This is a genomic window from Neobacillus sp. SuZ13 (genome assembly GCF_030123365.1).
Classification (GTDB): Bacteria; Bacillota; Bacilli; order Bacillales; family Cytobacillaceae; genus Neobacillus.
This window is the reverse complement of sequence record NZ_CP126107.1, coordinates 5,472,665-5,490,695: the sequence shown is the minus strand read 5'-3', so window position 1 is coordinate 5,490,695 and position 18,031 is coordinate 5,472,665. Positions and strand designations below refer to the sequence as shown.

17 protein-coding genes are annotated in these 18,031 nt (G+C 37.4%); 9 read left to right on the top strand and 8 right to left on the bottom strand.

Features of this window, described 5'->3' with window-relative positions; translation table 11 throughout:
- The first annotated feature begins 116 nt into the window (after positions 1-116).
- From QNH17_RS27105 to QNH17_RS27090, 4 genes are all read left to right on the top strand, one after another.
- Entirely contained in the window at positions 117-1,034 is a 918-nt protein-coding gene (locus tag QNH17_RS27105) for a VOC family protein (RefSeq protein WP_283876421.1), read from the top strand.
- 337 nt (positions 1,035-1,371) lie between these two features.
- A complete protein-coding gene (locus QNH17_RS27100; protein ID WP_283876420.1) occupies positions 1,372-2,214 on the top strand; it encodes a ComEC/Rec2 family competence protein in 843 nt (280 codons plus the stop codon).
- Position 2,215: 1 nt separating this feature from the next.
- Positions 2,216-2,431 (top strand): DUF3006 domain-containing protein, encoded by a 216-nt coding sequence (locus QNH17_RS27095; protein ID WP_283876419.1) that lies wholly within the window; start codon positions 2,216-2,218, stop codon positions 2,429-2,431.
- 356 nt (positions 2,432-2,787) lie between these two features.
- Positions 2,788-3,354: a DUF4256 domain-containing protein gene (locus QNH17_RS27090; RefSeq protein WP_283876418.1), complete on the top strand. Its 567-nt coding sequence runs from the start codon at positions 2,788-2,790 to the stop codon at positions 3,352-3,354.
- A gap of 57 nt (positions 3,355-3,411) precedes the next feature.
- Here the strand turns inward: QNH17_RS27090 and QNH17_RS27085 are convergent, their stop codons facing one another.
- On the bottom strand, positions 3,412-3,588 hold the full coding sequence (locus tag QNH17_RS27085) for a hypothetical protein (RefSeq protein ID WP_283876417.1): 177 nt from the start codon (positions 3,586-3,588) through the stop codon (positions 3,412-3,414).
- Between the two features lie 390 nt (positions 3,589-3,978).
- Positions 3,979-5,031 (bottom strand): DUF1835 domain-containing protein, encoded by a 1,053-nt coding sequence (locus tag QNH17_RS27080; RefSeq protein WP_283876416.1) that lies wholly within the window; start codon positions 5,029-5,031, stop codon positions 3,979-3,981.
- Between the two features lie 229 nt (positions 5,032-5,260).
- Between QNH17_RS27080 and QNH17_RS27075 the strand changes: the two genes are divergently transcribed.
- Positions 5,261-6,508, top strand: coding sequence for a TerD family protein (locus QNH17_RS27075; RefSeq protein ID WP_283876415.1), 1,248 nt, complete (start codon positions 5,261-5,263; stop codon positions 6,506-6,508).
- Positions 6,509-6,961: 453 nt separating this feature from the next.
- On the opposite strand, the gene QNH17_RS27070 is transcribed toward QNH17_RS27075, so the two are convergent.
- From QNH17_RS27070 to QNH17_RS27055, 4 genes are read right to left on the bottom strand one after another with little or no spacing between them, the layout of a single operon-like run.
- On the bottom strand, positions 6,962-8,389 hold the full coding sequence (locus QNH17_RS27070) for a glycoside hydrolase family 1 protein (RefSeq protein WP_283876414.1): 1,428 nt from the start codon (positions 8,387-8,389) through the stop codon (positions 6,962-6,964).
- Positions 8,379-9,659, bottom strand: a complete 1,281-nt coding sequence (locus QNH17_RS27065; protein ID WP_283876412.1) for a PTS sugar transporter subunit IIC — start codon at positions 9,657-9,659, stop codon at positions 8,379-8,381. The genes QNH17_RS27070 and QNH17_RS27065 overlap by 11 nt, the downstream gene beginning before the upstream one ends.
- 26 nt (positions 9,660-9,685) lie before the next feature.
- On the bottom strand, positions 9,686-10,006 hold the full coding sequence (locus QNH17_RS27060; protein ID WP_283876410.1) for a PTS sugar transporter subunit IIB: 321 nt from the start codon (positions 10,004-10,006) through the stop codon (positions 9,686-9,688).
- A gap of 15 nt (positions 10,007-10,021) precedes the next feature.
- Complete coding sequence (locus QNH17_RS27055; RefSeq protein ID WP_144554921.1) at positions 10,022-10,345, bottom strand: PTS lactose/cellobiose transporter subunit IIA; 324 nt, start codon at positions 10,343-10,345, stop codon at positions 10,022-10,024.
- Between the two features lie 240 nt (positions 10,346-10,585).
- On the opposite strand from QNH17_RS27055, the gene QNH17_RS27050 reads away from it, so the two are divergent.
- The 3 genes from QNH17_RS27050 to QNH17_RS27040 all read left to right on the top strand — a co-directional run bounded on the left by QNH17_RS27050 (position 10,586) and on the right by QNH17_RS27040 (position 15,006).
- The gene (locus QNH17_RS27050; RefSeq protein WP_283876405.1) at positions 10,586-13,321 is read left to right on the top strand and encodes a sigma-54-dependent transcriptional regulator; all 2,736 of its coding nucleotides are present in this window, start codon (positions 10,586-10,588) and stop codon (positions 13,319-13,321) included.
- A 314-nt stretch (positions 13,322-13,635) separates the two neighbouring features.
- Positions 13,636-14,250, top strand: coding sequence for a YARHG domain-containing protein (locus QNH17_RS27045; protein ID WP_283876404.1), 615 nt, complete (start codon positions 13,636-13,638; stop codon positions 14,248-14,250).
- A gap of 78 nt (positions 14,251-14,328) precedes the next feature.
- Positions 14,329-15,006 carry a copper homeostasis protein CutC gene (locus tag QNH17_RS27040; protein ID WP_283876403.1) on the top strand — a complete coding sequence of 226 codons (678 nt, stop codon included), beginning with the start codon at positions 14,329-14,331 and terminating at the stop codon, positions 15,004-15,006.
- Positions 15,007-15,095: 89 nt separating this feature from the next.
- Here the strand turns inward: QNH17_RS27040 and QNH17_RS27035 are convergent, their stop codons facing one another.
- Positions 15,096-16,337: an MFS transporter gene (locus QNH17_RS27035; RefSeq protein WP_283876402.1), complete on the bottom strand. Its 1,242-nt coding sequence runs from the start codon at positions 16,335-16,337 to the stop codon at positions 15,096-15,098.
- 48 nt (positions 16,338-16,385) lie between these two features.
- Complete coding sequence (locus tag QNH17_RS27030; protein WP_283876401.1) at positions 16,386-17,333, bottom strand: L-lactate dehydrogenase; 948 nt, start codon at positions 17,331-17,333, stop codon at positions 16,386-16,388.
- A 318-nt stretch (positions 17,334-17,651) separates the two neighbouring features.
- Here QNH17_RS27030 and QNH17_RS27025 point away from each other — a divergent pair, with 318 nt between their 5' ends.
- On the top strand, positions 17,652-17,942 hold the full coding sequence (locus QNH17_RS27025; RefSeq protein ID WP_283876400.1) for a hypothetical protein: 291 nt from the start codon (positions 17,652-17,654) through the stop codon (positions 17,940-17,942).
- Positions 17,943-18,031 lie beyond the last annotated feature (89 nt).

The following is an 18,031-nucleotide window of genomic DNA, read 5'->3' as shown; positions in this document are numbered from 1 at the left end:
GGAGCGGTAGCAGCTTTTGAAAGGTTTAACAACAGGATGAAAATGGTAAAAATGAATAGGAATGATAACCATTTTATACTGAATTTTGGATTAAATAAAATTAAGGAGGAAGAACGATGACGGTAACCAATCAAAAAATCGTTCCGCATTTATGGTATGACAAGGAGGCAAAAGAAGCAGCCGAATTTTACACTTCCATATTCCCAGACTCGAGAATTACGAATATAACCACCATCCACGATACTCCATCAGGCGACTCTGATATTGTCTCGTTTGAAGTTTGGGGACAGAAGTTCATGGCAATTAGCGCAGGGCCTCATTTCAAACTCAATCCATCGGTATCTTTCATCGTAAATTTTGACCCATCGCGAGATAAGGACGCGGGAGAAAAATTAGATGAGGTTTGGAACAAATTGTCCGAAGGCGGCACAGCCTTAATGCCACTAGATAAGTATCCGTTCAGTGAGAAATTTGGCTGGATTCAGGATAGGTTTGGTTTGTCCTGGCAGTTAATGCTTACCAATCCAGAAGGGGAAGAGCGGCCTCCATTAGTACCGTCACTTTTGTTTGTCGGAGATAATTGCGGCAACGCGGAAGAGGCAATTAATTTTTATTTATCGATATTTAAGAACGCTAAGCAGGGACTTATCGTCCGATATCCTAAAGGCATGGAGCCGGACAAAGAAGGAACCATCATGTTCGCTGATTTTAGCTTAGAAAATCAGTGGTTTTCCGCAATGGATAGCGCACATGAGCACAAATTCAATTTTAACGAGGCATTCTCATTTATGGTTTACTGCGACACACAAGAAGAGATTGATTACTACTGGGAAAGGCTCTCTGCTGTTCCTGAAGCTGAGCAATGCGGCTGGCTGAAAGATAGAGTTGGTTTATCTTGGCAGATTGTGCCGACTGAGATGGACGAGATGATGGGCAAAGGCACTCCAGAGCAACTTGCGCGCCTAACGGAAGCATTTCTTAAAATGAAGAAATTTGATCTTGCGGAATTACGGGAAGCATACAAGGGAGAATGAGGATTATTTCAGAGAAATGCCTCCTTGAATGGATAACAATTTTACATAAGATGTTTATTGAACTTTTAAGATCCGGCAGCCTAGCCGGATTTTTTGTTTTTCAACCGCCCATGAACCATTTTCGTGAAGTCCTGTATGAATGGCTGACATGGATAGTTACTTATTCCATAAATGACAATAAATTACCAATGATTGAATCATCATTTCACCTTACAATAGTAGGGGTGCTGGCTAAAATAATGTTGTCATCAAATAGAACATACTAGAAATGAAATCAACTTTCTAAGCATAAAGTACTTTATTTTCACCTAGAATTTATTAGAAAGAAGGCATGATGATGAAAACAAAAATCATTAAAATCGTTTCAGCACTAACATTATTAGTCGGTCTATTATACGGTGTTTCATCAACAGAGGCAGCAACAAAAGATATGAAGGTTCACTTTATAAATGTAGGACAGGGTGATTCTATTTATATTAAGACGGCTGCTGGTGATGACATTATTATTGACGCTGGTAATAAAGATGGCAGTGATGTAGTATCATACTTAAAAAAGCAAAAAGTAAACGACATTGAGGTAATGATTTCAACTCATCCAGATGCAGATCATATCGGTGGATTGGATGAAGTTCTGAAAGCATTTAAAGTGAAATCAGTATACGCTCCAAAAGTGAGTCATACATCCATTGCATACAAAGAGTTTTTAACAGCTGTGAAGCGTGAAGGTGTCAAAATTAAGACTGCTCAAAAAGGTGTGAAACTCCCATTAAAAGGTGTATCTGCTACCTTTGTTGCTCCAGTAAAAGCGTATAGTAAGAGTGATTTGAATGACTGGAGTGCTGTCTTACGACTGGTTTATGGAAAAAAATCGTTCCTTTTCACGGGTGATGCTGAAGTTAAGTCTGAAACCGATATGATTAAATCTAAACAAACCTTAAAAGCAGATGTATTAAAAGTAGGTCACCACGGTGCAAAAACTTCGACCAGTGATGCATTTCTAAAAGCTGTCAAACCATCTTATGCAGTACTAAGTGTAGGGAAAAATAGTTACGGACACCCTACCAGCACGGTAGTTAATCGTTTAAATGCAATGAAGGTAAAAACATATCGGACCGATAAAAGTGGACATATCATTTTTACTACTAACGGTTCGAAAATTAGTGTAAAGACGGTGAAATAAAATGGTTAAAGGTATCATTGACCGTTTTGAAGGAAAGTTTGCAGTGGTTGAAATCGATGGAAAGACTAAAGATTTTCCTAAATCCATTTTCCCTAAAAGTGCAGCTGTTGGTGATGTTGTTGAAATTAACGGAGAAAAAGTTAAAGTCCTAAAGGACGAAACTGATAAACTAAGGCAAGAGATTGAAGAGCTTATGGACGATGTGTGGGAAGATTAATGGTGAAGTCCTTTTCTATTAAGAGAAGGGCTTCTTTTTTCTTTTTGTGCTAACGTGCATGTTAGCGGAAGGAGGATTATTTAAGGTAGATACTAAAAAAGGGAAGTATAAACCTAAAATGGTCCCTATCCATAGTCCACTTTTGGCTTCATTCTATTTAATTAGACATTCACTTCTACATATTAAGATTGATCGGCTTTAGGCCATTCTAGTGCGGCAGATTTAGATGAGTTTGTATTTTAGGTAACGGAGCGTTAATCTTTAAGAAGGATCAATGCTCTTTTTGTGGAATTAATTAAACGAATGAGCTGTCTAGTCCTTATTACAATGATCAGTAAAATTAAGGGGGAACTAATATGATAAAGACAAATATGGAGTTGTCACTAGAACAACGTGAGGTACTACTAAAAACGTTGAAAGCCCGTTTTGAGAAGCACATGAACCGACATGAAGGTTTTGAATGGGCTGAAGTACAAGCTAGGCTTGAAGTTAATCCTGAAAAATTGTGGTCGCTTAGTGAAATGGAAGGAACAGGCGGTGAGCCGGATATTATTGGCCATGATAAAAAGACAGGCGAATACATTTTTTATGATTGTTCGGCGGAAAGCCCTAAAGGCCGCAGAAGTCTTTGTTACGACCGTGAAGCGCTGGAGTCAAGGAAACAACACAAACCAGAAAATAGCGCAATTGATTTGGCCGCTGCCATGGGCATTGAACTTTTAACGGAAGAACAATACCGGGAGCTGCAGACACTTGGAAATTTCGATCTGAAAACGTCGAGTTGGGTGCAGACACCTGCTAATATTAGAAAACTTGGAGGGGCCATCTTTTGTGATCGCCGCTACGATACTGTCTTTGTATACCACAATGGAGCAGAATCCTACTATGCTGCAAGGGGTTTCCGCGGCGCGCTAAGGGTTTAAATTTGCACTGCCAGCTAAATTAAAAACATCCCCAGGCTTTGGTTAGCCTGGGGATGTTTATTTATCTAAATAACGATTGTACATTTCTAAGCATTCTAGCAGTTCTGTTCGATAAACCATTAATGCTTTTTTTATGGTTTCATTATGATTGTTATTCAGTTCGTGGTTGCATTTCTCTAATTCCAACGACTTAATGGCAGTAAGATCATGATAAATATTTGTTAGATTGTTCATGTCCCCGATACTCCAACTCCTCTAGCAAACTTTTTATGTTTTTCTAAAAGAATTGACACTATTTTTGTTTTTTATACTTGGTTCTGGTGGCATTCTAATTGGTTACAGGACATACTATTTAGATTTATGACATAAATTCGGACACTTATGACATATTTTAAGAGATTAATGACATGTTTCAGGACACTTATGACGTATTTCACGGAACTTACGACATTTGCTGGATATTAACTGGAAAACGCTTCGGACGGGATGCGCTTATGACATATTTTTTGAGATTTATGACATAATTCAGGACACTTATGACGTATTTTACAAAACTTACGACATTTACTGGAAATTAATTAGAAAATAATCCGAAAGGAAACTACAGGCTCCCCCATTCGTTTCTCAAGTTAATTTAATACTGTAGGATCGCATAGCTTCTAAACTTCCCTCATATTCAAAAGCACCTTTTTCGATTAATTTTCTAAGCCGGTATTCCAAAAAGTCATCTCCGACATATTGTTCTATACGTCCATAGACTTCCCCGATTATTCGCATCGCTGGAATAAATACTTTTTTCTTTCGCTTGCCCTGTATTTTTTGGGCCATTTTAATGATAATTTCATCAAAATAATCTTCTGAAACACTCTTTATTTCTCCATTTTTCCATAATCTTAACGTGCCATCGTGTTCCGATAGAGATACCCACTGATTTTCAAATTGATTACGTTCCACCTCTGTTAAAAACAGTTGCTTTTCCTGTCCATATTTGAATAGGGCGCTTAATTCTTCTGAAAGGATCTCCCCAGAAGATAAGGGGGTATATCTTTTTGCTTTCGCTTTAAACAATTCACGATAAAGCTTTGCTGTATTGAAGATGGTAATTTTGTTTGTTCTTTCCTTTAACAAGAACAATACAAAAAGGAGACCGGTTTGTTCATGGGCATTGTCACAAACCCAGATGGTAATGGGTACATCTTTAGGAATAGAGTGAATTTGAATGAAAGCCTTTTGAACTTCTTCTATATATTCATCCATCTCTTCCTCGAGACCACGCAGGCTGCTTTTTATCCATTCATATCTTGTTTTTTGACCACTCTCATTATGTAAATTCATGATTGGTGCGATGGCAAAGTTGTCATGAATCGAAATGATTGGCTCTTCTTCATGTATCCCCATCTCTTTTAAAATTGGCTTTAAATACTGGTATCCAAAAGTGATATGTACATTTTGATAATTCCCTTCACTATTAAAAGTGGTAATGGGGTCCTTTGGATATAAAATATGGTTGTATATTTCTTTCATTTGATTTGAAAACTCGACAGCTGTATATTCTTTACAATCCAATAAACTCGTACTCAAGAGAATATGGTATAAATACGATCTAACTTCACGTTCAGGTAAGTCCTTGATTATTTTTTTTAACTCTTCGATCGGCAAATCCATTTTACTCCTCATTTCTCCTCTATCTTTGTTTCATACTCTTTGGTATATATGATGATCGATTGAGGTCCACTTTATGATTCGTTCCATCCATAATAGTATAAGTTTATTTAAAAACAGGATTTTTTTAATTTTTTGTCGAATATTGGTATTATTATTTATTTAGAGTAGGAAAATATAATTTTGCACGATTGGGATCAGGATTTTAATGGGTTTAATGGATGAGGAGTAGGGAGTGGTATAAATGAATCAATTTCTTCAGATGGGGGCAAATACAGTTTTAAGTTCCCCAAAAGGTAATGTAACTGTTAGTTACGAAATTTCTAATCCAATAGATATATCCTTAACAGCTTTCCTTTTAACTGAATCTGGCAAGGTACAAGGAGATAGCGGGATTATTTTTTATAATCAACCAAAGAGCTCTTCTGGAGTAGCTACCCTTTTATCAGCTGAGATAGTAGGTAATACAAAAGTACAAAAAATTAATTTTGATATGAGTAAAGTCCCTGAAGGTATTACTAAAATAGCTATAACACTTACAGAGGATAATAGCATGGGATTTTCAAATGTAAGGAATTTGAAGGCCGAGATATGTACCGATAATAGTAATATCCAGTTAACCCCATTTAGCTTCAAAAATGAAAATGGAATCGTAGTATTAGAATTATATCTAAGGAACGGTCAGACAAAGGCAAGATCAATCTGGCGTGGGTTTGATTCTGGACTTGAAGGGTTATGTAAAAATTATGGTGTTGAGGTTGAATCTGATGAGCAAAACAAGCCTTCTGATCCTAAAATTATTCAAAAACAATCCCCAAAAGAACCTGATCTGACACTAACTATTCCTGAAAATAAAAATAAACAAAACACATTGTCCTCGATAAGCCTCGAAAAGGTAACGGGGAAGATAAGTCTCGACAAAGGCCAAAAGCCAGTAATCATAGAAAAAACACCAGAAATTACTGCTACGGTATCTTGGAAGACCGGGACAGATTATGATATATATGCTTTAGTCTATACTAAGAATGGTAAGCAGATAGATGTAGCTATGTTTGGGGCGAAAGGAACACCTCCCCTCAGGAGTTTTAGCAACGGAGCAGTGGAACATATGGGAGATGTTGGGAGGAGTAGCTATTCCACTAAGACAGAAGTAATTAAATTAAGGTTAAATAATGATATACTCGCAGTTGTTCCAGTAGTTTATTCTGCTCAGTCAAATGGGACAGGCTCATTCTACAGATACAAGGTGTCCATGAGTATAGATAATCATAGTGGAACCTCCGTTACCATAACCGCCAAGAATGCAAATAATAATGATAGAATTTATTCTTGTGTGCCTGGAATACTTCATAATACACCAGATGGAGTTATAATAAGCCCATTGGAGCTTTATAGTAAACCGAACTCAGAGCATAGGCCTGAACTTAGGATGGGGTCTTCAAATATGGTCGAAGTTTTGATGGATCAAGGACCAATAAATGATTACAAGTAACTAAATTCCCAGCCTGCCACTCCTCGATATTTGTCGAAGATTGATAGGCTTTTTTGATAGATTTAACATGTTATTTCATAACATATTCTAAAAGAAGTATTTATGGCTATTCCAGTGGATTTACTAAACTTCGTTTCTATTATAAAAAAAGTAGCACAATCCAGGGTCCTGGTTTGTGCTACTAATCTTAGTGTGTTAGAAACTTTTGTGGAACTACTCTAAATTTTGTAGATAGAGCACTGATAACAATCATAGAATAGGTTAAGGAATGTTCTTAATCCACTGGATCGATGGAGCAGCCCCAAGAGTTTTCATCCAATTGAGGGTTACGATGATATATTAATGATCGGAAATTTTGGAAGTTCTCCTATCTAATTGAAAAAGCTAGCAAAATATTCAACAATGACTTCAGGCGTCATTAAAAAGCAAAGAGAACCGTCCCTATGGTCCGTCTTAAAGTTCCTTACCATTCGTTTTGATTACATTCTGATACCAATAAAAACTGTCCTTTTTGATTCTGCTCAGATCTTTTAGTTCGTCGTCTGTGCGATTTACATATACAAAGCCATATCGTTTTCGAAAACCGCTCGTTGTGCTAAGCAAATCCATGTACGACCATGGGCTATAGCCGAATAATTGAACCCCATCGTTAATAGCCAACTGGCACTGTTCCAAGTGCTTACGCAGGTAATCAATTCTGTAAGCATCATGAATTTTGCCATCAACGGTAAGTTCATCAATTCCGCCCAGTCCATTTTCGGTAATGATCATTGGGATATGGTAACGATCATGAAGTTCGTTCAATAAGACCCGTAATCCTATAGGGTCAATTTCCCAGTCCCATTCTGTTTTTTCAAGGAAGGGATTCTCTGCACCTTGATAAAGACCTGGAAGGATTTCAAATTCCGTGGAACCTTTCTGTCCATCTTTGTTCACTGTAAAATCACGGCTTGCCATCTCTTTAGGTGCGTATTTCACTACTCTGCTCTGATAATAATTAATCCCTAATAAATCAGATTTGGCTGATTTTAATAGCTCCATGTCCCCAGGTAGAATCGTAGGTTCGCATTCGTTTTCTAGCATATATCGCCAAATATTCTCCCGGTATTCTCCGTATAAATACAAATCTAAGAATAGGTAGGTACGAAAATCATTAGCAACACGGGCAGCCATTATATCTTCCGGCTTACAGCTTGCAGGATAATTCGGTGCCAGGCCGATAGCTGGACCTATTTTTCCGCCTTCAACCAGTTGATGGCATAACTGAATAGCCCTGGCGTGGGCAAGTGTCATAATATGATTCATTTCATATTTCTGCTTTTCCGCACTGATGTCGCTGGATTCATTAACAGGCATAAGGTACGGTAGTAAAAACATATTGCTCTGTTCGTTGATCGTAAACCAATATTTTACACGGTCACCGAAATTTTCAAACAGGACGCGGCAAAAATTCTCAAAGTCATCCAAAATTTTTCTTGATGCCCACCCGCCGTATTCCTGCTGTAACACCAAAGGTAAATCAAAGTGGTAAATCGTAGCTAAGGGTGTTATTCCGTTTTTAAGTAACTCATTAATTAATTGGTTGTAAAAGTCGATCCCTTCATTGTTCACAGGCCCTCGACCATTTGGTAATATACGTGGCCATGAGAAGGAGAAGCGGTAGGCCGTCATTCCCAGCTCTTTCATTAAGGCCACATCTTCTTTGATCCGATGATAGTGATCGGATGTAATACTCGTATCAGCAAAGTTAGGGTTAATATTTACATCTACAATGGATAATGATTTTCCATCCTCAAGAAAAGCCCCTTCTACTTGATAAGCAGCAGTTGAGGCACTCCAAAAGAAATCATCAGGAAAACCAGTCATGTTGTTATATTTCATTGGCAATCTGTCCTTCCAAGTGGCTTTCATTCTGTTCTAGTTCTTTTTCTTCTTTCATTTTTACTCGTTCTGCTACTTTGAAGAATGGAAAGTAAATTAAAACAGATAATACCAATTCAATTGCCTGCCATACCGCTGCCCGCCAATCTCCACCGGTTACTAGGAAACCACTGAATATAGGAGGCGTAGTCCATGGAACAGATACAATTGGCCTTCCGATAATTCCAAAGGACATTAAGAAATAGGTGATCGTAACCAAAATCATTGGTGTCAGAATGTATGGGATCATGATAATCGGGTTTAGCATGATTGGGAATCCAAACACGAGCGGCTCATTAATACAAAAGATACCAGGTGGTAAACAAATTTTTCCTAAAGATCGATATGTCTTACTTTTTGAAAATAACATTAACAACACGAGACCAATGGTACCGCCCGTACCTCCAAACCACATACCAAAGTAGTAAAGACCGTCTGCGATTACGTGAGGGACCGCTTCTCCTGCAGCATTTGCCTCTGCGTTTTCTGCTAAAAAGCCAAGCATAACAGGGTAGTAAATGCCACCAAATATACTATCTCCGTTAATTCCACAAATCCATAATAGTAATGTAAAGAAAATAAGGACTAATACTCCAGGTAATGTATCTAAACCAAATACAAGCGGCGAAATCATTTTTGCAATCAACGCATTAATATCAAAGTTTAATGGAACTCTTATTAACCAAAACCCTATTATCAAGGTAAAGGAAGGGATTAAAATGGTAAAAGAGTCAGAAACATAGGATGGTACTCCGGTGGGTAATTTGATGGTGATGCGTTTCTTAACAAAAAATTCAATTACCTTAGCTGATAGTAAAGCAACAATAATAGCGGTAAAAAGACCAGATGCACCGAAATTAGCTGTATTTATTTTTAAGTCAGGCGGCGCCACTTGCAGGATGAGAAAACCGACTAAGGCTGTTATGGCCGTCCCAATTGCATCAATTTTTAATGCTTTTGCCAGATTGTAAGCGATACTAAGAGTGGCGATAATACCAATCATTCCAAATGTTAAATCGTAACCTACGTTAAAGTATTTAACATAGGGTTCAATCAGGTTCGTCCACCATTTGAAGGGGAAACTCGAAATAATGGTAAATAAACTTCCTACGATGATAAACGGTAGGATCATCATCATCCCGTTACGAATCGCCTGCATATATTTGTTTTCACCAACGGCTACAAAACCATCCATTAGTTTTTCTTGGAAGAAATCAAATAGTTTTTTCAACTTAATCACCCCTTATGATTTGGAGCTTATGCCCCATGAGCCTTCTTATAAAGCTGTTTGGCGTGTTCAATAATCTTTGTCCCATTTTGCAGGGCATAATCAACTGAATTAATGACGTCTACCGGAATGTTGTCCGCTAATGCTTCCTTCTCTAATGACTTTTTCTTATAACGGATTTGCGGTCCCAATAAAACCACATCGTAGTTTTTATAATGATCAAGGAAAAGGTCGTAAGTGATAGCGTTGATAATGTAATTTGCCTTTTCATTTTCTGGTAGTGAGTTCATCATACTTTGAGCTACTAAACTAGTGGATGCGCCTGCACCACAACATAATAAAATTTTCATTTTGTTCACGTCTCCTTATAATCCATTGATTTTCTTTAATTCTTGAATTTCTTTAGTTTGCTCGATTAATTGCTCGATTAATTCTTGTGCAAGTTTCGCTGTCATTAAATGATCCTGGGCATGAATGAGAAGGATCGATATCTTCATATCGTCTCCTTGTGCTTCCTTTTGTAATAATTGTGTTTGCGCTTTATGGGCTTCGATCATGGTGGTTCTTGATTTGTCCAATAATTTTTTAGCTATATCAAAATCCCCCTCTCTTGCATTCTCTAATGCTTCGAAAGCATCGCTTTTGGCATCACCAGCATGGGTGATAATGGCCATAATTTCATTTAACATAGACTCCAAACTCCTTTTTTCTTGTGCTTTACACCTTAATATAATGCAAGAACCATGCCAAACTTTAAAATAGTTATCTTGTAAGCGGTTTAATGTGAATTTATACAGAATACAGAAGAGATTATACACTAACATATACACTAATCCACAATATCAACTACTGTATTTATTAGTGTATAAAATATATTAGACAAATAGTGAAGGGGTCTCTATACTGATTATGAAAAGGGGGAAAACAGCATGAAAATAGAAGACGAAATCATACAGTATATAAAAGACGAGGCAAATAAACACCTAACAACCCCTGATTACCCTGGAATAACAACCAATGAAATTGCCGAGAAATTCTTGATTCAGCGCTCCAATGCAAGTAATATTCTGAACAAATTATATAAAGAGGACATATTATCAAAATCGGAGGGGAGACCTGTTTATTTTAAATTGGTTTCCCATCAACAAACGATTCAATCGCAATCAAGCTTTGATCAACTGATTGGGATTGATGGAATTCTAAAAAAATGTATTCAGCAGGCAAAGGTTGCCATTTCTTATCCACCTAATGGTTTGCATACTTTATTATTAGGCCCAACCGGGGTAGGAAAAACTCTATTTGCAGAATTAATGTATCGATTTGCGATTGAGAACCATTTTATTCAAGAGAATGCTGCTTTTGTTTCGTTTAATTGTGCGGATTATGCGAATAATTCACAGTTTCTATTAGGTCAGTTATTTGGATACAAAAAAGGTGCTTTTACAGGAGCCAGTGAAAACTTTAATGGGGTTGTAGAAAAAGCTAATAATGGGATTTTATTTTTAGATGAAATTCATCGCCTTCCACCAGAGGGCCAAGAGCTATTGTTTTATTTAATCGATAAAGGCGAATATTCAAAGCTTGGTGAAGCAACGGTCAAACATAAAGTCAACTTGTTAATTATTTGTGCCACTACAGAAAATGTAGATAGTGCGTTATTACAGACCTTTTCCAGACGGATTCCGATGACTATTTCGATTCCTGCTTTACGTGAGAGGGGACCAAGAGAGAGATTTGAATTAATCAACATATTTTTTAAGCAGGAGGTGAAACGGGTTAATCGGGCTATTCATGTAAAACGTGAAAGCATGAAGAACTTATTAGCCTATCCTTGTCCAGGTAATGTTGGTCAATTAAAAAGTGATATTCAATTAATATGTGCCAATGCCTTTTTCGATTGTATTTCAAATGGTGGAAGCGATATTGATGTTGAATTAGCGCATTTACCATCCCATGTTAAAAAAGGGATGATCCATTACCGTGATTTTATTGATGATTTTGAAGAGTTATTGGCTGACCAAGAAATCTTCTCCTTTTCTTTTGATCACATTCATCGAAAAAATGAGGTAGGAAAGGAAAAGGCCAATTTTTATGAGAAAATTGAGGCAAGGGTAAGTGAATTAGAAAAGAAAAACTATTCAAACCCAGATATTCAATTAATCATGAATTTGGAAATCGAGAATTATTTTAAAAGGTTTGTCGGAAAATTTGAAGGTGTTGAAACAAATCTAACAAAATTTGTGGACCAAAAACTCATTAATTTGGTGGAAAAATTACTATTAGAAGTTTCAAGCAAGACTGGGACAAACTTTCCTGCAAGAATATTTTATGGTCTCTGTTTTCATCTTCATTCATCGATTGTAAGACTGAAAGAAGGAGGGGAAATTGTTAATCATAACCTTTTAGATATTCAAAGAACGTATCCCTTGGAATATAACCTCGCTAAGGAATTCTGTAAAAGGTTGGAAGAGCAATATCAGGTAAAAGTTCCTGCGGATGAAATTAGTTTTATCACGATGTTCTTAAGTTTTGAAAAAATGGAAGAAAAGAACCAAAGTGCCCCTCCCACGATTATTATTGCTATGCATGGAAAGAGTACTGCATCTTCCATGGCTGAAGTGGTCAACCGTTTACTTGGGATTGATCATATTTTGGCTTATGATATGCCTCTTGAAAAAAGTGCTCAAACTGGGTATACAGAGTTAAAGCAACTTATTAAGACTAATCAAAGTCCATCAGGAGTTTTATTACTTGTTGATATGGGTTCGCTTGCTATGTATGGTGAACTAATTGCGGAAGAGTTAGGAGCCAACATTAAAACGATTGATATGATTACGACTGTTGTTGCTTTAGATATTGCTAGAAAGGCAGAAATTGAACATAATATTGAGAAAATATACCAGTCAATTTCGAATCAACTACCCTTATCGTTGAGCTATGGGTCGAAAAGATATGACTATCTTGCATCTAATAAGGAAACTGCGATTTTGACAGTTTGTACAACAGGTGAAGGTAGTGCAATGAGAATTAAAAGCCTAATAGAAGATAATATTGATATCTCTGGTCACAATACGGAGGTAATTCCTCTTTCTATTAGCAATCGGTTGGAAATGGAAAAACGAATTTCGACCATTTCTAAAAAGAAAAGGATTTTATTAATTGTAGGGACTATTGATCCGAAAATATATGGGATACCATTTATGCCGTTAAGTGATCTTATTATGTATAATCATTACGATAAAATCAATCAAGTATTACAAACCAATCAATCGATTTTTGTTCCGGGGCCAACCGGGGAAGTACATGAGGATCAACTTTCTTTAGAACAAATTCTTGATAGTCTATCTCAAAAGTTACAATATATTAAGACAAATGAATTTCAACCACTATTTGAGGTGTTTTTGCAGCGCGTGAATCATGAATTGGACGTTTCCTTTGATATGGATAAATTAGTAGGCATGACCTTTCATATTGCAAATGTAATTGAAAACACCATTAACAACAAAGTTACTGCAGTCTTTCAAAAAAGGGATCGTTTTATGATTACCCATGCAAAGGGATTACATGTATTAAAGGAAATTTTTGTCCCCCTAGAATTAGCCTATAAAATAAATCTTAGTGATGATTCCATGTGTTTTATTTATCAAATGTTAATGAATTTGTGAGGTGAGACCAGGATACCAGTGGTTACTAAGGTGAAAATCCTATTAAAAAGCCAGTGGAATAGATATAGAGATAGAAGAAAGCGGATTAGACACATGTAAATATGTGTTCTAATTCGCTTTTTTTTAGTAGTTTGACCCCTTTCAATTAGATAGGAGCAATTAACTGGATCCTAAAAAGCCTCTTAAAATGAAATGCTGCTGTCACATCAGAATAATCTGTTTGAAATAATTACCCCCTATAATATGTATGATTGCATGTTTAGAATTTTGGATGTCCTTTACTAAGGAATATTCATTATAAAGGGAGTGTTTAAATGGATTTATGCACAAATTGTGGTGAAAAAGTAAATGAATCTAGTAAATTCTGTCCAAACTGCGGTTCGAGGGTTGTTGCAGTAGATCAAAAGAACATGACCTCCACTCAAGAAACGCGCATTGATATAAAGAAAAATCGTTCAAAAAAGAAATTATTAGTTGTGGTTGGATCACTTATAGGTTTGCTGATTGTCATAAGTGTTACCTTAATCGTTAAAGACTTTTCTAAGCCTGAACCTAAATCGAATGTAACAGTTACAAAAACAATTGATCAATCAAAAGATAAAGTTGTAGAAAATAAAGATCAAGCTAGTCCTGATCACAATTCAACTGAAGAGAATAGTCATGATATTTCCTCTTCAGATTATTTTTTACCGGCGAGTGATAAAAGTGTGATGAGTGAAGAAGATGTTGCTAATCTTACAAAAGGGCAGCTGCGTTTAGCCAGAAATGAGATCTACGCGCGTCATGGATATGTTTTTAAATCGGAGGATTTGCAAACCTATTTTTCGAGTAAATCCTGGTATCAACCAGACCAATCTTTTGATGGCTCTTTAAATGAAATAGAGAAGGAAAATGTAAACTTCATAAAAGCAAGAGAGGACAGTCTTTAGCTCGTAAGATGTCGTGAAAATGTTTTCCTGCATCTTTTTTGGTAGAATTAAGCCAAAAGTAAACCAGGGGGAAATGTCATGCTACTTGAATATATTGCTGTCACGGTTGAGGATGCTGTATTAATTCAAAAATCAGGAGCAGACCGAATTGAACTTGTTTCGGGCTTAACAGAGGGCGGCTTAACACCGAGTTATGGCTTGATTGAAAAAGTAGTTTCCAGTGTTGATATTCCGGTAAATGTCATGTTACGACCGCATAGTCAATCATTTTGCTATTCGAAAGACGACCTCGCGATCATGAAAAATGATATTCGTATTATTCGGTCGCTAGGGGCAAATGGGGTCGTAATGGGAATGCTGGATCTGGAAGGGAATATCGGTTTCGGTCAGCTTGAAGAGCTCTTAACGGAAACAGGCGATATGGAGGTAACCTTCCATCGCGCCATCGATAGTTCAAAGAATCTACTCGAAGCAGCAGAAAAATTGGATCAATATCAAGCAATCAATACGATTTTAACATCGGGCGGATATGGAGACTGGCCTACACGGCTTGAGATGCTAGTAAAGATGAAGAATCGATGTAAGACTACGGATATACTAATCGGGAGCGGGCTGACAAAGGAAAATATCCTTGAAGTCCATGAACTTGTCGGTACCGGTTTCTATCATTTCGGATCAGCCGTTCGAAAAGAAAATAGTGTGTTTCAGCGTGTTTCGTTAGAAAAAGCAGCTGAAATTGTTCATCTTTTGAAGTGATGGTGGACAGTTGTAGTTACTTAATAAAAGAACTGTACGAGGCCGGTGAATAAGTAACCTTCACCGGCTTCGAACCAACCCTATAAAATTTACGCTACCTTCCTCAAACCCACTTCCCGTTGCCGTGTTTCCGGGAAGGTCGCCACCAAAAAGATGTACAAACTAGAGACAGCAATAAAGAAGATCATGGCAGCCGTATATCCGGAGGCACCTAATATAAAGCTCCACACAATCGTCGCAATGGTTTGGCCCGCATAGGCGATTGCCCAGAATAGGCCGAACATGATCGTCAATCTTTGTGGCGTCATCCCTTTTAACTCATGGGGAAGATTCAAAAAGATTGGATACTGGATATACATTGCAAATCCAGAGATTGAAATGAGAGTGTAGGAAAGTAACGGAATTTTATTCGCAAAAACGAGCGCTAGAGCAAAGGCTCCAACCATGACGATTCCTGAAAACAGGAGAATCGGTTTCCGCGCTACCCCTTTATTCCCGATGCGAATCCCTGCGAATGTACCGAGTATGCCAAAGCCTGAGATTAACAAGTTCGTAACCGAGCCGTTTAACAAGGTATATTGATCAAATATCACTTTAAAGCTCACTAGTGATAATACATACAGTGTTAAAAAGGAAGCAAACGCCAAGCCATAGCGCCAAAGAAATCCGTCCTTAAGAGCGTCTTTATAACCATACTTTTCAGCTTTACCACCGGTTTCCTTTGTTTCAAAGGTTTCCGCTTTCCAAAGCCAGCCGATAAAAAACAAAATCGTTAATGAGGCAAAGAATGTTAATGTTAAACGCCAGTTGGCCACCATTTGCTTCGCAAAAACTGTAAACAAGACGGCGACAATAAAGGCACCCACATTATAGGCTACGGTATTGGCCGCATTAATGCGCAGTTTTACATTTGAATTTTTGACATAGTGTGCCACAATGGGGTTCATATAGACAATCACCATCGAGCCACCAACGGCCATGACCATCCGCGCTGCAGTATAGGCCCAGTAATTAGGCAGATAGATCGCAACAAGTCCCATCATTAATAGCCCAATTGCCATCCCTGCAGCTTTTTTCGGTCCTAATTTCATTAGTACCATTGCTGCTAAAATGTTCGCAAAGACACGTGCGGTCGTAATCGAATAATTCACTAATTGAGATATAATAGGATCCACCGGCCCACCGAAAAACGTTTCGGTTATTTGTGGGGTCAATGAAGAGCCCGCCACCCAGTTCATGGCAAAGGTTACATAAGCCAGCCACAATACCGCCATCATAAAATAACCTTTTTTTGTATGATTGATCGTTTCCATATCTTCATCTGCTTTCATTAGTGATTTCAACTTTCCATCGAAAAAATGGAGTGCTTAAAGTATTTCTTAGATTACAGGTTTCATTGTTTCTTTTAATACATTAACAGAGTGGCTAAATTGTTCTTTTTCTTTTTCATTTAGTTCAATTTCAAGGACTTCACGGATTCCGCCGCGGTTAATAACTGCAGGTACCCCGATAAACACATCATTTTGTCCATATTGTCCATCTAGATAAGAGGAAACCGTAAGGATACAGTTTTCATTATTTAAAATTGCTTTCGTGATTCGGACGAGGGACATCCCAATTCCATAGTACGTTGCTCCTTTTCGTTCAATAATGTGATAAGCCGCATCACGGACATTTACGAAAATTTCTTCTAAAGATTCTTTGTTTAGTTTTTCAGCTGGGAGTTCTTCAAGTCTCTCGACACCCACTGCTGCACGGCTCCAAACGGGAAGTTCAGTATCTCCATGTTCTCCAATGATATAAGCATGAACATTTCTAGTATCCATGTTGAAATGCTGGCCAAGCGCAAAGCGGAGACGCGCGGAATCTAGTACGGTACCAGAACCAATCACCCGTTCTTTTGGCAGCCCGGACTCTTTCCAAGTCACGTAGGTTAAAATGTCGACAGGGTTTGTCGCCACCAAGAAGATACCGTCAAATCCACTTGCCATAATGTTTTTTACGATTTGTTTAAAAATTTTCGTGTTCTTTTCTACTAATTCTAAGCGTGTCTCACCAGGTTTTTGTGCCAATCCTGCTGTAATCACAACTAAGTCAGCCTGTGCACAATCTTGATACGAACCGCTCCAAACTTTGATAGGTGATGGAGCAAATGGGATTCCGTGGTTAAGATCCATCGCTTCGCCTTCTGATTTGGCCTCGTTCACATCAATAAGAACTAATTCCTCGGCAACACCTTGATTAATCATAGAATAGGCATAACTGCAACCGACTGCACCAGTTCCAACTAAGACAACCCGGTTTACTTTTTTATTTCTGTTTTCCATGATGATAATCTCCTTTTTAGTGGAATTTTTGATTGATCTAATCTAGTAGTGATTATTTGGTAATTAATAACTTGATGATGTTAGTATAACATCTGTTTGTGAAATATTTCACAATAAATGTGACAGAAAAATGAAGCTTTTACTGAAAGCCTTTACAAAAAGGTGATTTTATGAATGAATACGCTATCATGGCCCAGGGGAAGGGGAATGTGAACTTACTATAAGAAAAAAATACAGGCTGGGTGTTCGTACAACCCATTTTTCTTACTCTAAATAAACTAATTATAAATAAATCTGTTTTAAGGAGGAAAGTGGGACATGGGAAAGAAGAAACATCGTCAAAAACACAGCAAGAGTCATAAAAATGACAACCAAGATCATGAACAACATGATCAACACGACAATCTAGACGATCACGGCAATTGGTGGGATGATAAGGAAAAAGACAAAAGTAATTGCCACTGCAAGAAGGATCATAAAGAGAGAGAGTCCGTCATATGGTGGCCATCTAACGAAAATCACGATAATCACGATAATAAAAAAGACGATCATAAAGAATATAAACGATGCAGAAATCTTGGATGCATGTTTAAATGTACATGTTCGTAATTGTAAAAGGGAGTGTTTCTATCTATTTAGAAACCTCTCTTTTTTGTGACCAGGAAAAAAGAAAAACTTTTTGTTGCATAATTAAATAG

Excerpts from the sequence above, each read along its gene's own strand:
- QNH17_RS27030 (WP_283876401.1), bottom strand. The coding sequence starts at position 17,333 with ATGGAAAACAGAAATAAAAAAGTAAACCGGGTTGTCTTAGTTGGAACT.
- QNH17_RS27045 (WP_283876404.1), top strand. The coding sequence starts at position 13,636 with ATGGATTTATGCACAAATTGTGGTGAAAAAGTAAATGAATCTAGTAAA.
- QNH17_RS27080 (WP_283876416.1), bottom strand. The coding sequence starts at position 5,031 with ATGAGGAGTAAAATGGATTTGCCGATCGAAGAGTTAAAAAAAATAATC.
- QNH17_RS27025 (WP_283876400.1), top strand. The coding sequence starts at position 17,652 with ATGGGAAAGAAGAAACATCGTCAAAAACACAGCAAGAGTCATAAAAAT.
- QNH17_RS27090 (WP_283876418.1), top strand. The coding sequence starts at position 2,788 with ATGATAAAGACAAATATGGAGTTGTCACTAGAACAACGTGAGGTACTA.
- QNH17_RS27100 (WP_283876420.1), top strand. The coding sequence starts at position 1,372 with ATGAAAACAAAAATCATTAAAATCGTTTCAGCACTAACATTATTAGTC.
- QNH17_RS27105 (WP_283876421.1), top strand. The coding sequence starts at position 117 with ATGACGGTAACCAATCAAAAAATCGTTCCGCATTTATGGTATGACAAG.
- QNH17_RS27050 (WP_283876405.1), top strand. The coding sequence starts at position 10,586 with ATGAAAATAGAAGACGAAATCATACAGTATATAAAAGACGAGGCAAAT.
- QNH17_RS27075 (WP_283876415.1), top strand. The coding sequence starts at position 5,261 with ATGAATCAATTTCTTCAGATGGGGGCAAATACAGTTTTAAGTTCCCCA.
- QNH17_RS27055 (WP_144554921.1), bottom strand. The coding sequence starts at position 10,345 with ATGTTAAATGAAATTATGGCCATTATCACCCATGCTGGTGATGCCAAA.
- QNH17_RS27095 (WP_283876419.1), top strand. The coding sequence starts at position 2,216 with ATGGTTAAAGGTATCATTGACCGTTTTGAAGGAAAGTTTGCAGTGGTT.
- QNH17_RS27035 (WP_283876402.1), bottom strand. The coding sequence starts at position 16,337 with ATGAAAGCAGATGAAGATATGGAAACGATCAATCATACAAAAAAAGGT.
- QNH17_RS27040 (WP_283876403.1), top strand. The coding sequence starts at position 14,329 with ATGCTACTTGAATATATTGCTGTCACGGTTGAGGATGCTGTATTAATT.
- QNH17_RS27085 (WP_283876417.1), bottom strand. The coding sequence starts at position 3,588 with ATGAACAATCTAACAAATATTTATCATGATCTTACTGCCATTAAGTCG.
- QNH17_RS27060 (WP_283876410.1), bottom strand. The coding sequence starts at position 10,006 with ATGAAAATTTTATTATGTTGTGGTGCAGGCGCATCCACTAGTTTAGTA.
- QNH17_RS27070 (WP_283876414.1), bottom strand. The coding sequence starts at position 8,389 with ATGAAATATAACAACATGACTGGTTTTCCTGATGATTTCTTTTGGAGT.